Below are 13,620 nucleotides of genomic sequence, written 5' to 3' on the forward strand. Positions count from 1 at the left end.
CGGAGTATTCTGACCCCAGCGCAGACCGATGATACCGGATTCGCCAGCCTCCGGCGAGAGGCTGGGTGCAAAACCGCCCTCCGTAATCTTATGGCGCGAACGAAACCGTTGCCACCGCCCGGTTCACCTTCTGCTCCGGCCAGATCTGAACATCGCCCGGGGCCCCGCTGTGCCCCAGAACGGTCCCCTGTCCCGGGGCGTCAAGCAGCACACGGCCCGCAGCATTCTGTACCTCAACCTTCCCTTCCAGCAGGAAGACATCAAGGGCACCGTCCAACGGCCCGCCCCAGAACTGCGTCCCCCGGATCCCCAGCGTCGCCACCGGCGTCCGCACCACGGCACCGGGGGTCGGCGATGCCACCAGCAGGAAAGCACCGTTCAGCAGGCTCATCACCTCCCGCGTGGTACCGGGGGGGCCGACCACCAGATCGTTCAGGGTCATCGCCCCATTGCCGCCCAGCGTCAGGTCCGAGTCATCCTGCAGGCGGGCCTGTACCCGGCTGTCTTTGGTCCCGGTCAGCAGGGTATCGCCTTTAAACAGGGCCGCTCCGGCCTCAAGGCGTCGGTTTTTTCCGTCAAAGGCAGCAGAGACCTCGCCCTGCACCTTCACCACAACCCCGACCTGTTCCCGCGCCTGCGCCGGGATCACCCCCGCAACCAGCATCATCACCGCGATGGCCGCCGCCACCATTCCCCAACGCCGCCAGATCATGCTGTCCGCTCTTTCCGTAAAAATCAGTTGCCATCACTACGCGGCAATCATACCCGCCGGATTACTCCGGCCCGACGATTACACAGGGCTGCGGACAAAAAGAAAAGACCCGCTGCACTGCAGCGGGTCCTTCCTCACAGGGCTGTGACCGGGCAAGCCGGATTACGCACCCATCTTGCGGCGCAGACGGCCATCCAGCTCTTCCAGGAACAGGGTGGTGGTCATCCACGGCTGTTCCGGGCCGATCAGGATCGCCAGATCCTTGGTCATCTTGCCGGCTTCGACGGCTTCGACGCAGACCGATTCCAGCGCTTCAGCAAACTTCACCACGTCCGGAGTGGCGTCGAATTCGCCACGGAACTTCAGGCCACGGGTCCACGCGAAGATCGAGGCGATCGGGTTGGTGGAGGTTTCCTTACCCTGCTGGTGCAGGCGGTAGTGGCGGGTGACGGTGCCGTGGGCGGCTTCGGCCTCGACGGTCTTGCCATCGGGGCTCAGCAGCACGGAGGTCATCAGACCCAGCGAGCCGAAGCCCTGCGCCACGGTGTCAGACTGCACGTCGCCGTCATAGTTCTTGCAGGCCCAGACGAAACCACCGGACCACTTCATGGCGCAGGCGACCATGTCGTCGATCAGACGGTGTTCGTAGGTGATGCCACGGGCCTTGAACTCGGCGGCGAATTCGGCGTCGAAGACTTCCTGGAACAGATCCTTGAAGCGGCCGTCATAGGCCTTGAGGATGGTGTTCTTGGTCGACAGGTACACCGGCCAGTTGCGCAGCAGACCGTAGTTGAAGCAGGAGCGCGCAAAGCCACGGATGGACTCATCCATGTTGTACATGCCCATGGCGACACCGGCGCCCGGGAACTTGAACACTTCGTACTCAACCGGCTCACCACCGTCTTCCGGGGTGAACTTCATGGTCAGGGTGCCCTTGCCCGGCACGCGGAAGTCGGTGGCGCGATACTGGTCACCGAAGGCATGACGGCCGATGACGATCGGCTGGGTCCAGCCCGGAACATAGCGCGGCACGTTCTTGCAGATGATCGGCTCGCGGAACACGGTGCCGTCGAGGATGTTACGGATGGTCCCGTTCGGGGACTTCCACATCTTCTTCAGCTTGAATTCTTCAACGCGCTGTTCGTCCGGGGTGATGGTGGCGCACTTGACGCCAACGCCGTACTGCTTGATCGCATTGGCGGAATCAATGGTGATCTGATCGTTGGTCTCGTCACGCTTTTCGATGCCGAGATCGTAGTACTTCAGGTCAACATCGAGGTACGGCAGGATCAGCTTGTCTTTAATGAACTGCCAGATGATCCGGGTCATCTCGTCGCCGTCGAGTTCGACGATCGGGTTGGCAACCTTAATCTTGCTCATTGGTCAGGCCCCTGTGGAGGTGAAGCAGGTTCAAAGCTGAAATCCGCCGGGGTGCGCCCCGATATGCCCACCCGGACGGGGCAGACACCCTGCCCCCTGCAGATGGTCACCACCGGCACCGGTTTGATGCCTCGGACGCCGCACATTATGCACAAGGCGGCGCTGATGCAAGCCGGAATGGTTTTCCCGGTGGGTGGGGTCACCCTGCCCGAAGGGGCAGGGTGAGGCAAACTGAGGCAAAGCAGCGGGTCCGCAACAGCCGGAACCGGTGCCAGACCCGGTGGTCAGAACCGTTCCGGCTGCGACGGCTGCGGGGTCACCGGCAGCAGAGCCCGGGCGGTTTCCAGCGCCTGCGGCGCGGTATCGACCACCGAGAACATGCCCATGTGCTTATCCCGGATAAACCCGGCCCCCTGCATCGACCGGCAGAACGCCAGCAGGCCGTCCCAGTACCCGGCAGTGTTAACCAGCACCACTGGCTTGTCATGCAGGTTGAGCTGCTTCCATGTCAGGATCTCGAAGGTTTCATCCAGTGTGCCGAATCCGCCCGGCAACACGGCGATGGCATCACTGCGGTCAAACATCATCCGCTTGCGGGTGTGCATGTCAGGGACCACATGCAGCTCGGTCAGCCCCTCAAGGGCAATTTCGGCAGTCTGCAGATGCTCAGGGATAATTCCGACCACCTCACCGCCGTGGGCCAGCACCGCACGGGCCACCACGCCCATGATACCGATACCGCCGCCGCCATAGATCAGCCGCACCCCGCTTTCCGCCATCGCCTTGCCCAGCGCCGCCGCGTCTTCGGCATAGGCTGGCAACACCCCCGGCGAGGCCCCGCAAAACACACACAGTGAACGCAATACCGCCATCGGATCGTCCTTTCCGTCATCCGCGCTGACAAACCGGGCGCACAATCGCGGCCCGGCAGAGCAGATGTCAAGAGACCCGGGCAGGAAGGGGGCGGGAAAGCGAAGAGATGGTGACACCCCCAGGCCCTGCGGTTTTCCCTTACCGTTCACCGGGTTACCGTGGGGTTACTGCAAAACGGTCATGACTGCTGCGTTGCAAAACAGTTCATCTCCCGTTCATGCTACTCACTGTTTCGTGATTTGCTGCCGGTGCCGTTCACCCGTTACCAACAGAGGTTGCCTGAAGCAGCCCAAGCGGCCTGCGGCCCGGCCCAACCAAAACCAATTTAACCCGGAGTATCCCGTCATGCGTGTTATCCAGGCCCTGACCCTCGGTGCTGCCCTGCTGGCCACCACTGCCGCCGCATCCTTTGCCGGTGACGCCGATGTCGTCAAATACCGCCAGAAGAACATGGAGATCATGGGCGCCCACATGAACTCCATTGCCGCCATCGTCAAAGGCGACGTCACCAACAAGGACCAGCTGGAAGCCCACGCCAAGGGCCTGTCCGCCGCTGCCGTGATGGCCCCCGGTGCCTTCAAGACCCAGGCGCAGACCAGCGAATCGACCGCAAAGCCGGACGTGTGGGCCGACTGGGCCAAGGTTGAAGCCGGGTTTGAAAGCCTGCGCACCAAGGCTGACGCCCTGGCCGTCGCGGCTGCTGCCGGGGATCAGGCTGCCATCGGCGCTGCCGTCGGCGATATCGGCAAGAGCTGTAAGTCCTGCCACGACAACTTCCGTGTGAAGAAGTAAGGCAGGTCCGGCATCAGGCCGGACCCAGAACAGGGCGGGGATCGGCAGGTCCCCGCCCTTTCTTTATAGGCCTCTCAGGGTTTTGCCCCGATCAGGGCTCCCACGCCGGTTTTCCTGAAAATTTTTCGGCCAGAAAATCAATAAACACCCGTACTTTGGCCGGTACAAAACGGGTGTGGGCATGCACGGCAAACACCGATGCCCGTTCATCCCGCCAGTCCGGCAGCACCTGCACCAGACGCCCGGCGCGGATGTCATCCCCGGCCATAAACATCGGGGAATAGGCAATGCCATGCCCGGCACGGGCCGCCGCAATAATAATCTCGCCGTTGTTGGCACGCATTTTCGGCTCGGCCACCCGTACGGAAATCTGTCGCCCTTCCGGCCCGGTCAGTTCCCAGATGCCTTCGCGCTTAAGGTAGGTGTACAGCAGACAGTCATGATTGATCAGGTCTTCGGGGCGATGCAGAGTCCCCCGGCGGGCCAGATACTCCGGGCTGGCCACCAGCACCCGGGAATTGCAGCACAGCCGTTTGGCGATCAGGCTGGAATCGGTCAGGGTGGCGATCCGCACCACCACGTCCACCCCCTCTTCCAGCACATCGACAAAGCGGTCAGACAGACTGAGTTCCGGGATCAGATCGGGATAGCGGTCCATAAACTCCGGCAGCAGAGGGCCGATATGGCGCACCCCGAAGGTCATCGGCACATTAATCCGTAAGATGCCGCGCGGGGCTGCGGCCAATGTACCGATCTCAGCCTCGGCTTCCTCCGCTTCGGCCAGTATCCGCTGGGCACGGGCATGAAACACCGCCCCGGCATCGGTCAGCGTCACCTGACGGGTGGTGCGGTTGAGCAACCGGACCCCAAGCCGCTCCTCCAGTGCTGCCACCTGCTTGCTGATCGCCGCTTTCGACAGATTCAGCCGTCTTGCCGCAGCTGAAAACCCGCCTTCGTCCACCACCCGGACGAACACTTCCATCACTGACAGACGATCCACCGCCCACCCCCATCGTTTCCGTATGGGAGACAATCTTATTCCCCCAAGCCGGATTGTCCAGAAACGTGGGAGGCGTATCTTAACCCCATCAGCCCACCCGACAGGCTCACCGCCGATCCCGGCGCCGCCATATCAGGAGACACCCCATGGCCCGCGTTCTCGTCCTCTACTACTCCTCCTACGGCCACATCGAAACCATGGCCAAGGCGATTGCCGAAGGTGCCGCCAGTGTTGAAGGCACCACCGTCGACATCCGCCGCGTGCCGGAACTGGTGCCGGATGAGATCGCCCAGAAGTCGGGCATCAAACTGAATCAGGAAGCCCCGGTTGCCACCGTTGAAGAGCTGGCCAACTACGACGCCATCATCTTCGGCACCCCGACCCGCTTCGGCATGATGGCGGCGCAGATGCGCAACTTCCTCGATCAGACCGGCGGACTGTGGTTCAACGGCAAGCTGATCGGCAAGGTCGGCAGCGTATTCGTGTCCACCGCCACCCAGCACGGCGGTCAGGAAAGCACCCTGCTGTCGTTCCACACCACCCTGCTGCACCACGGCATGGTCATTGTCGGCCTGCCGTACTCCTTCCAGGGCCAGACCACTCTGGCGGAAGTGACCGGCGGCAGCCCGTATGGCGCCACCACTCTGGCCGGGGGCGACGGCTCCCGTCAGCCGTCCGCCAACGAACTGGACGGTGCCCGCTTCCAGGGCCGTCATGTGGCGGAAATCGCCACCAAACTGCACGGCTGATCTCCCGGTCCGCCCCCCTGCCCCCAGACGGGGGTGCGGACCGTCACCTTCTCCGCTCCCCCTGCCGCCGGACCGGACCCCTATAACCGCCCGGCGGATCAGACTCCCCACCCCTTTTTGACAGGAGAGGCCGCGATGCTCGACCTTCGTCCGTTTGACTCCCTTGGGCGTTTTGAGATCGACTGGCTCTCCGCCCGCTATCACTTCAGCTTTGCCAACTACCACGATAGCAGTCGCATGGGCCTTGGGCCGTTGCGGGTCTGGAATGATGACACCGTCCGGGCCGGGGGCGGCTTTGATCCCCACCCGCACCGCGACATGGAAATCATCACCTACGTCCGCAACGGTGCGATCACCCACCGCGATAATCTCGGCAGCCATGGCCGGGTGCCGAAGGGCAGCATTCAGGTAATGAGCGCCGGAACCGGGATCGTCCATTCCGAGTTCAACCTCGACCCCGACGACATGACCCTGTTCCAGATCTGGATTCATCCCAACCGCCGTGGCCTGACTCCGCGTTGGGAGATGCGCGACTTTCCGACCGAACCGGGCACCCTGCATACGCTGGCCTCTGGACGGGATGCCGATATTGCAGCCGGGGCCATCCCGATCGCGCAGGATGCTGCCGTTCTTGGTGGGGTGCTGCCGAAAGGGGCGTCGTGGGTGACGCCGCTGCATGGCCGCGGGGCTTATCTGGTTCCGACCTTCGGCAGCCTGATAGCAGAAGCCGGGAGCAAAACCGTCACCGTCAACGCCCGCGACGGCCTGCTGGTGCAGGGCGAAGCCGGTCTGACCCTAACCGCGCAGGAAGACACCGAAGTCACCCTTGTTGACGTTGCTCTTCCGGAATAATCAATCCCGGACTCCCTGTAAAAACGTCGGGCGCGGCGGGTTCTCCCCACCGCGCCCGATGTCTGTTTCAGGGTATCCTTACAGACTGGTGAAATCCAGCCCGACATCCAGCGTTTTAGCGCTGTGGGTGAGGAAACCGAGAGAAATCAGGTCAACTCCGGTGGCCGCCACCTCGTTGACGTTATCCGGGGTGATACCGCCGGAGGCTTCGGTGGTCAGCCGCCCGGCCACCATCGCGACCGCCTGCCGCAGTACCGGCGGCGGCATGTTGTCCAGCAGCACCGCATCGGCCCCGTTGTCCAGTGCCAGCAGCTCCGCCAGCTGTTCCAGCGTATCGACCTCGACCTCAACCTTGACCATATGGCCAAGGCGGTCGCGCACCCGGCGCACCGCTTCGGTGATCGAGCCGGCCACACCGATGTGATTGTCCTTGATCAGCACGCCGTCATCCAGACCGAACCGGTGATTGGTGCCGCCACCGACACGGACCGCCCACTTCTCCAGAATCCGCAGTCCCGGCGTGGTCTTACGGGTGCAGGCGATCCGCGTTCCATGCGGAGCGGCCTGATCAACGCAATGCCGGGTCAGGGTGGCAATACCGGACAGACGGCCCATCAGGTTCAGGGCAACCCGCTCGCCGGTCAGAATCCCACGGGCCGGGCCGGACACCTCAGCCACCACCGTACCGGCGGTGATGGTGTCGCCGTCTCTGGCGTGCAGGGTCACCTCCACCGCCGGATCAACCAGCGCGAACACCCGGCGCGCCAGTTCCAGCCCACAGACAACACCAGCCTGACGGAAGGTGAAGGAACAGCGGGCGGTCAGTCCGTCGGGGGCAATGGCGTCGGTGGTGATATCCCCGGCGCGACCCAGATCTTCCCGCAGGAAGCCTTCAAGCAGCGGGTCGATGATCAGGGCGTGCGGCATGCTCATTTGTCAGGAGTCTCCTGAAAAGAATGGGATACGGAAACCGTATCACGGAAGGCAGATCACGGAAGATGGATCAGGTGGCAACCACAGCCAGCGCTGCAGACTGCCCATCCTCACCCAACCGCTGGGTCATGCGCCGGGCGAGGGCCGGATTGACCTCGGGATAATCGCGCCGCCAGTGGGCCCCACGGCTCTCGCGGCGGCGCAGGGCTGCATCGGTCACCAGACCGGCAATGGTCAGCAGGTTGCGGGCCTCCACCGCCTGACGGATCTCCGCCTGACTGGCATCCATTGGCAGCGGCTGCAACGGCACGGCGGCAATCTGCGCCGCGACGGCCGAGAGACCGGCTGCATCGCGGACCAGACCCACCTGCTGACTCATTCCCGCCCGCACGGCCTGCACCGGCCCGGCGTCCACACGGGACAGCACCGGCACCGGAGTCGACAGATCCACCGCCGTCACCGCCTGCGGACGGGACAGGGTCGCCCGCAGATCCGCCGCCACCTGCCGGGCAAACACCAACCCTTCGAGCAGGGAATTCGACGCCAGACGGTTGGCCCCATGCACCCCGGTGCAGGCAACCTCACCACAGGCCCACAGCCCGGACCGGCTGGTGCGCCCACGCGGGTCGGTGACGACCCCGCCCATGGCATAATGGGCAGCGGGGGTGACCGGCACAGGATCGGTCAGCGGGTCCAGTCCGGCAGCGGCACAGACCTCCATCACCTGCGGGAAACCGGAAACACCTTTGGCCTTCAGGGCCGGGCGCAGATCAAGACGAACCGCCTCCCCTGCCGCAATCCGCTGTCCGACGGCACGGGCCACCACATCACGGGGGGCCAGATCCGCCAGCGGATGCTCAGCGGCCATAAAAGCGCCTCCGGCAGCATCCAGCAGCACCGCCCCGGCCCCGCGCAGGGCTTCAGTCAGCAGCGGCAGCCGGGCCCCGGAGCCATCGGACACCGCCAGCGCGGTCGGGTGAAACTGCATGAACTCCAGATCGGCCAGCATCGCCCCGGCCCGGGCGGCCATCACCAGCCCGTCGCCGGTGTTTTCCGCCGGATTGGTGGTATCGCGCCACACCATGCCCCAGCCGCCACTGGCCAGCACCACAGCCCGGGCAGCCAGAACCTGCCAGCCAGCCGGGCCATGAACCTGCACCCCGGCAATGCGGCCATCGGCTTCCACCAGATCAACCGCCAGCGTATCGGTCATCACGGTGATGTGGTCGGCAGCCTGCACCGCCGCCGCCAGCCAGTCCGCCACCACCCGTCCGGTGCGGTCGCCCTGGGCATGGATGATCCGGTCAACCGAATGGGCCGCCTCACGCCCCAGCAGCGGCGCCCCGGTGCCGTCCCGGTCAAAGGGCAGCCCCCGGTCGATCAGATCGCGCACCGCCACCGCCCCCTGACGGGTCAGCAGCGACGTCACCACCGGATCTGTCAGCCCGGCCCCGGCAGCCACCGTATCGGCCAGATGCATTTCCGGCGAGTCGCCTGCCCCCAGCGCCGCGGCAATGCCGCCCTGCGCCCAAGGGGTAGAGCCCGAGGCCAGCGCCCCGGTCTTGGTCACCAGAACCACCGGCAGCGGCGCCAGCGCCAGCGCCGCACTCAGTCCGGCCACACCGGACCCTATCACCACCACGGGAGCAGACATCTGCGCCTCCTGCCGTCTTACAATGACGGCGTGTTGTGTTATCTCTTCAGAGCTTGTCAGCGGCCGACCGACAGCATCCGCTCCACGCTGGCGCGGGACCGTTCGATCAGATGAGCGGGCACTTCGACGCGGGGCTCCAGCGTCCGCAGGCTGGCGGCGATGTTCTCCAGCGTGATCCGCTTCATGTGCGGGCACATGTGACAGCTACGCACGAACTCCACCGCCGGATTGGCCGCGATCAGGTTATCCCCCATCGAGCATTCGGTGATCAGCAGCACCCGGGCCGGTTTTTCCTTGGCAACGAAATCAGCCATCTGTGCGGTGGACCCGGCAAAGTCGGCGGCCCCGATCACTTCCGACGGACATTCCGGGTGGGCAATGACCGTGATGTCACCATCGTAGTCAGCACGGATCGAGTTGATATCACTGGCAGAATACTGCTCATGCACTTCACAGGCGCCATCGAAGGGAATGATGTTCACCTTGGTCTGCGACTGCACATAGGCCGCCAGATATTTATCGGGCAGGAACAGTACACTGTCGCTGCCGGTTTCAGCGGCAATCGCCTCAACGATCTTCACTGCGTTGCCCGAGGTACAGCAGATGTCAGCCTCAGCCTTCACTTCTGCCGAGGTGTTGACATACACACAGACCGGCACACCGGGGTGTCTGGCCCGCAGCGCCCGCACATCGACGGCGGTGATCGAGTCGGCCAGCGAACAGCCCGCGCGCATGTCGGGCATCAGCACCACTTTATGCGGGTTCAGAACCTTGGCGGTTTCCGCCATGAAGTGGACACCGGCCATGACAATCACGTCGGCTTCGGTGCCGACGGCTTTCTGGGCCAGCGCCAGCGAGTCGCCAACGATATCGGCAACACCGTGGAAGATTTCCGGCTTCATATAGTTATGGGCCAGAATCACCGCATTCCGCTCGGCCTTCAGGCGGTGAATTTCTTCCACCACCGGCACAATCAGCTTCCATTCCACCGGGGTCAGGCTGTCACGCATACGGCCATAGATGGCATCGAGATCAAGACGGGGCTGAACGGTCATAACGCTGCGGTCCCTTTCAGACCTTCCGACGCAGACAGACACAGGCGACGCCGGAATGACGAGATGGCGAATTATGCTTGTTTCGAGCACTCTATAAATGCTCACTTGGAGCATAAATTTAATGCTCTTATAGAGCATAAAACGCAGAACTGCAACATTTCACGGAATGGGGTTTCTCTCCCCCCTCAGTCCCGGGTGGCGGCGGGCAGGCGCAGGGCAGCCCGCAGACCACCGAGATCCGGCGAACGGTCCAGCGTCAGGGACCCTCCGCTGGCCCGGGTCAGATCATCGACGATCGACAGACCGAGGCCACTGCCGGGCTTGCTCTCATCCAGCCGCATCCCGCGCCGCAGCACTTCGGCAATCCGGTCATCGGGGATCCCGGGGCCGTCATCCTCGACGGTCAGCAGCAGCATCCCGTTGTCTTCCCCGGCCCGGATCATCACGGTCCGCTTCGCCCACTTGCAGGCGTTATCGACCAGATTGCCAAGGATTTCTTCCAGCGTGTCCTGCTGCCCCCGGAAGGCGGGCGGATCATCGTCCAGATCCAGATCGAAATGATGATCGTGCAGACGCTGCATCACCCGCAGCAGACGCTCCACCGACGGCACAACCGGGGTTGCCAGACTCCGCACTTCGCTGGCGGCCTGCGCCCGGGCCCGGGCAAGATGGTGATCGACATGGCGGCGCATGGCATCCACCTGCTGACGCAGCAGCATCGCCCCTTCGTGATCCCCGCGTTCTTCCAGCGCCTCGGCCTCATTGGCAATGATCGCCAGCGGAGTTTTCAGGGCGTGGGCAAGGTTCCCGGCCTGTGTCCGGGCAGTGTCAATCATCTGACTGTTGTGCACCAGCAGGGCGTTCAGGTCGTCAACCAGCGGCTGCACTTCCACCGGATACCGGCCTTCCAGCGTCGCCCGGTTGCCGCTGCGGATCTGCACCAGCGCCAGCCGCAGCCGCCGGAATGGCGTCAGCCCGAAAGTCACCTGCCCCCAGACCGCCAGCATGATCCCCAGTGCCAGCAGGCCGAGGGAAAAAGCAATGGTCTGGGTGAATCCGCCAAACAGGCGGCGCAAGCCGGACTCATCCCGCCCGACCAGCAGCCGGAACGGATAGGGAGCCTCAGGGATCGTGATCACCCGCTCCACCACCAGCAGGCGCTGGTTGCCGGGGCCGATGGCGCGGTGAATATGGATCAGCCCGTCATCACGGGTGGAGGGATTCTGGACCCGGATCACCTCATCCCACAGCGACCGGGACCGCATCTCGATTCCCTGCGGGCTTTCGATCTGCCAGTACATCCCCGACAGTGGCCGCTGGAACAGCGGTTCCGGCACCAGAGACCGCAAGACCGGGTCACCACCCGGGGTAATTTCCAGATTCGCGGCCATGTGGTCGAGGGCCAGCACAAGCCGGCCGACCATCTGCCGTTCGACATAGCTTTCAAACAGAGCCTGAAGACCAACCCCGGCCAATGCCAGTGCCACCACCACCCAGACGGCGGCACTGGCCAGCAGGCGGAGACGCAGGGACCGCCACACCTCAGGCCGGATCCTGCGCGGTCTCGGTCCGGGATTCCATGCGATAGCCAAGACCGCGCACGGTATGGATCACATCGACCCCCAGCTTACGGCGCAAGCGGCCGATAAACACCTCGATGGTGTTGGAGTCGCGGTCAAAGTCCTGCGCATACAGATGTTCGGTCAGCTCGGTGCGGGACACCACCTTGCCCTGATGGTGCATCAGGTAGGCCAGCAGACGGTATTCGTGACTGGTCAGCGACAGCGGAATCCCGTCAACCGAAACACTGGAAGAGCGGGTATCGAGCCGAATCGGGCCGCAGACCAGTTCGCTGCTGGCATGACCGCTGGCCCGGCGGATCAGCGCCCGCACCCGGGCCAGCAGTTCTTCCATCCGGAACGGCTTGGCGAGGTAATCATCGGCCCCGGCATCGATGCCATCAACCTTTTCCTGCCAGCTTGAGCGCGCGGTCAGAATCAGCACCGGCGTCGCCAGACCGGCAGCCCGCCAGCGCTTCAATACGGTCAGGCCATCCAGTACCGGCAGCCCCAGATCCAGCACCACCACGTCATAGGGTTCGGTCTCGCCCATGTAGTGGCCATCTTCGCCATTCTCGGCGGTGTCCACCGCATAACCCTGCGCAGTCAGGGCCCGGACCAGCTGGGCCAACAGGGTCTGTTCGTCTTCTATGACCAGTACACGCATTATTCCGGGGTCCTGTCATCGGTCACCGGATGGGTTTCCGGCGCGTCATCATCTTCATCATCCAGCCCGAACCACGACAGCACGCCAAACGGGCCGGACGGCTGCGGGGCCGCGCCGTTGCGCACGTCGCGGCGGCTGTCCTGCGCCCCCATCCAGCGTTCCTGCCGCTGCATCGGGGCCACTGCGGCAAGGACCTTGGGATCCCCCCGGTACCAGCGGGCCAGATCATGCCCCCGGGCCTTGACCAGGGTCAGGGTGGTGGCATCGTACTTCAGCTTCAGGATGCTGCCGCTGGGGGTCAGCATTTTCAGTTCATAGACCCAACGGTCATCATCGTCATCAAGCTCCGCCTCCAGCATCTGGGCGTCAAAATCCTTCTCGGCCTTCACCAGCAGCTCCCGCAGCGGCACGGCCTTACCGGCCTGCATGGCCCGGCGGGCCTGCTCATGATCCGGCGGGCGGACCGTTGACGGGCGGGACCGGTCATCGCCCCGCGCCGGATCATCGGGACAAAGCAATGTCCCGGTCACCGCGACCGCGCCAAGAGCGACAATGAGAGAAAGGGCGAAGCGTTTCATACCGGAAAGACTAGCACTGACACCTGAATGCGTGCTGAACTGAAAATCAGACCGTCACTGTGCCGATGTTCGCCTCTGTCCGCAACCTTTGCCGGATCCGGCGGCAGGAAGACGGCAAACGGGGGGATATGCTGCAACCATGAACGACGCCAGAATCGAAGTCTGCGTCTTTGACGCCTATGGCACGCTGTTTGACGTTCATTCTGCGGTCCGACGGGCCGGGTCGGCCCTCGGCTCCCGCGCCGGGGCCATCTCGGCCCTGTGGCGCAGCAAACAGCTGGAATATACATGGGTGCGCAGCCTGATGCACCGCTACGCCGATTTCTGGAGCTGTACGGAAGAAGCGCTGGATCACGCCCTGACCGTTTACGGCGGAGCTGATCCCACCATACGGAATGCCCTGCTGAATGCCTACCGGACGCTGGATGCCTATGCCGACGTCCGCCCGGCGCTGGAGCGGCTGCGGGACCGGGGCAAGCGGCTGGCCGTGCTGTCGAACGGCACGCCGGAGATGCTGAAACAGGCGGTCGAGGCCGCCGGGCTGGCTGATTTCGGGATGCTGCTGCTGTCCGTGGACGGACTGCGGGTGTTTAAGCCCGACCCCCGGGTCTATGCGCTGGCTGGTGATGCTCTTGGCATTTCCCCGCAGGCAATCAGCTTCCAGAGTGCCAACGCCTGGGATGTCGCCGGGGCAACGGCTGCCGGATTGCACGGGGTATGGATCAACCGGATCGGCGCAGCCCCGGAATACGGGGGGGCAACCAAGATGCTGCCCTCTCTGGCCGGGCTGCCGGAGCTGGTCAGATAATATGCCTG

At 63.9% G+C, this 13,620-nt stretch carries 14 protein-coding genes; 4 read left to right on the forward strand and 10 right to left on the reverse strand.

Annotation, left to right across the window (positions count from 1 at the left end; translation table 11 throughout):
• Nucleotides 1–88: 88 nt before the first annotated feature.
• The 3 genes from G365_RS0111305 to G365_RS0111320 form a co-directional block, all read right to left on the reverse strand.
• A complete protein-coding gene (locus G365_RS0111305; protein ID WP_081628522.1) occupies nt 89–712 on the reverse strand; it encodes a FecR family protein in 624 nt (207 codons plus the stop codon).
• Nucleotides 713–874: 162 nt separating this feature from the next.
• Nucleotides 875–2,092, reverse strand: a complete 1,218-nt coding sequence (locus G365_RS0111310; protein ID WP_019645643.1) for an NADP-dependent isocitrate dehydrogenase — start codon at nt 2,090–2,092, stop codon at nt 875–877.
• 284 nt (nt 2,093–2,376) lie between these two features.
• The gene (locus tag G365_RS0111320) at nt 2,377–2,964 is read right to left on the reverse strand and encodes an LOG family protein (protein ID WP_019645645.1); all 588 of its coding nucleotides are present in this window, start codon (nt 2,962–2,964) and stop codon (nt 2,377–2,379) included.
• 346 nt (nt 2,965–3,310) lie between these two features.
• On the opposite strand from G365_RS0111320, the gene G365_RS24095 reads away from it, so the two are divergent.
• Nucleotides 3,311–3,757 (forward strand): c-type cytochrome, encoded by a 447-nt coding sequence (locus G365_RS24095; protein WP_019645646.1) that lies wholly within the window; start codon nt 3,311–3,313, stop codon nt 3,755–3,757.
• 91 nt (nt 3,758–3,848) lie between these two features.
• On the opposite strand, the gene G365_RS0111330 is transcribed toward G365_RS24095, so the two are convergent.
• Nucleotides 3,849–4,757 (reverse strand): LysR family transcriptional regulator, encoded by a 909-nt coding sequence (locus tag G365_RS0111330; protein ID WP_019645647.1) that lies wholly within the window; start codon nt 4,755–4,757, stop codon nt 3,849–3,851.
• A 146-nt stretch (nt 4,758–4,903) separates the two neighbouring features.
• Between G365_RS0111330 and wrbA the strand changes: the two genes are divergently transcribed.
• Nucleotides 4,904–5,506 (forward strand): NAD(P)H:quinone oxidoreductase, encoded by a 603-nt coding sequence (wrbA, locus tag G365_RS0111335; protein ID WP_019645648.1) that lies wholly within the window; start codon nt 4,904–4,906, stop codon nt 5,504–5,506.
• Between the two features lie 135 nt (nt 5,507–5,641).
• Nucleotides 5,642–6,358 (forward strand): pirin family protein, encoded by a 717-nt coding sequence (locus G365_RS0111340; protein WP_019645649.1) that lies wholly within the window; start codon nt 5,642–5,644, stop codon nt 6,356–6,358.
• Nucleotides 6,359–6,436: 78 nt separating this feature from the next.
• Here the strand turns inward: G365_RS0111340 and nadC are convergent, their stop codons facing one another.
• The 6 genes from nadC to G365_RS22970 form a co-directional block, all read right to left on the reverse strand.
• Nucleotides 6,437–7,291, reverse strand: a complete 855-nt coding sequence (gene nadC / locus G365_RS0111345) for a carboxylating nicotinate-nucleotide diphosphorylase (RefSeq protein WP_019645650.1) — start codon at nt 7,289–7,291, stop codon at nt 6,437–6,439.
• A gap of 70 nt (nt 7,292–7,361) precedes the next feature.
• Nucleotides 7,362–8,945: an L-aspartate oxidase gene (locus tag G365_RS0111350; protein WP_019645651.1), complete on the reverse strand. Its 1,584-nt coding sequence runs from the start codon at nt 8,943–8,945 to the stop codon at nt 7,362–7,364.
• Nucleotides 8,946–9,001: 56 nt separating this feature from the next.
• Nucleotides 9,002–10,000, reverse strand: a complete 999-nt coding sequence (gene nadA / locus G365_RS0111355; protein WP_019645652.1) for a quinolinate synthase NadA — start codon at nt 9,998–10,000, stop codon at nt 9,002–9,004.
• Between the two features lie 185 nt (nt 10,001–10,185).
• The gene (locus G365_RS0111360; RefSeq protein WP_019645653.1) at nt 10,186–11,541 is read right to left on the reverse strand and encodes a sensor histidine kinase; all 1,356 of its coding nucleotides are present in this window, start codon (nt 11,539–11,541) and stop codon (nt 10,186–10,188) included.
• Nucleotide 11,542: 1 nt separating this feature from the next.
• Nucleotides 11,543–12,226, reverse strand: a complete 684-nt coding sequence (locus G365_RS0111365) for a response regulator (RefSeq protein ID WP_019645654.1) — start codon at nt 12,224–12,226, stop codon at nt 11,543–11,545.
• A complete protein-coding gene (locus tag G365_RS22970) occupies nt 12,226–12,804 on the reverse strand; it encodes a PepSY domain-containing protein (RefSeq protein ID WP_019645655.1) in 579 nt (192 codons plus the stop codon). The genes G365_RS0111365 and G365_RS22970 overlap by 1 nt, the downstream gene beginning before the upstream one ends.
• A gap of 139 nt (nt 12,805–12,943) precedes the next feature.
• Here G365_RS22970 and G365_RS0111375 point away from each other — a divergent pair, with 139 nt between their 5' ends.
• Complete coding sequence (locus G365_RS0111375) at nt 12,944–13,612, forward strand: haloacid dehalogenase type II (protein WP_019645656.1); 669 nt, start codon at nt 12,944–12,946, stop codon at nt 13,610–13,612.
• The last annotated feature ends 8 nt before the right edge of the window (nt 13,613–13,620 follow it).

This window comes from Novispirillum itersonii subsp. itersonii ATCC 12639 (assembly GCF_000381985.1).
GTDB lineage: Bacteria > Pseudomonadota > Alphaproteobacteria > Rhodospirillales > Rhodospirillaceae > Novispirillum > Novispirillum itersonii.

What these genes read in the sequence shown, in the direction of transcription:
- G365_RS22970 (WP_019645655.1), bottom strand. Translation starts at nt 12,804, where the DNA reads ATGAAACGCTTCGCCCTTTCTCTCATTGTCGCTCTTGGCGCGGTCGCG.
- nadA (WP_019645652.1), bottom strand. Translation starts at nt 10,000, where the DNA reads ATGACCGTTCAGCCCCGTCTTGATCTCGATGCCATCTATGGCCGTATG.
- G365_RS0111340 (WP_019645649.1), top strand. Translation starts at nt 5,642, where the DNA reads ATGCTCGACCTTCGTCCGTTTGACTCCCTTGGGCGTTTTGAGATCGAC.
- G365_RS0111375 (WP_019645656.1), top strand. Translation starts at nt 12,944, where the DNA reads ATGAACGACGCCAGAATCGAAGTCTGCGTCTTTGACGCCTATGGCACG.
- G365_RS0111305 (WP_081628522.1), bottom strand. Translation starts at nt 712, where the DNA reads ATGATCTGGCGGCGTTGGGGAATGGTGGCGGCGGCCATCGCGGTGATG.
- wrbA (WP_019645648.1), top strand. Translation starts at nt 4,904, where the DNA reads ATGGCCCGCGTTCTCGTCCTCTACTACTCCTCCTACGGCCACATCGAA.
- nadC (WP_019645650.1), bottom strand. Translation starts at nt 7,291, where the DNA reads ATGAGCATGCCGCACGCCCTGATCATCGACCCGCTGCTTGAAGGCTTC.
- G365_RS0111350 (WP_019645651.1), bottom strand. Translation starts at nt 8,945, where the DNA reads ATGTCTGCTCCCGTGGTGGTGATAGGGTCCGGTGTGGCCGGACTGAGT.
- G365_RS0111310 (WP_019645643.1), bottom strand. Translation starts at nt 2,092, where the DNA reads ATGAGCAAGATTAAGGTTGCCAACCCGATCGTCGAACTCGACGGCGAC.
- G365_RS0111320 (WP_019645645.1), bottom strand. Translation starts at nt 2,964, where the DNA reads ATGGCGGTATTGCGTTCACTGTGTGTGTTTTGCGGGGCCTCGCCGGGG.
- G365_RS24095 (WP_019645646.1), top strand. Translation starts at nt 3,311, where the DNA reads ATGCGTGTTATCCAGGCCCTGACCCTCGGTGCTGCCCTGCTGGCCACC.
- G365_RS0111365 (WP_019645654.1), bottom strand. Translation starts at nt 12,226, where the DNA reads ATGCGTGTACTGGTCATAGAAGACGAACAGACCCTGTTGGCCCAGCTG.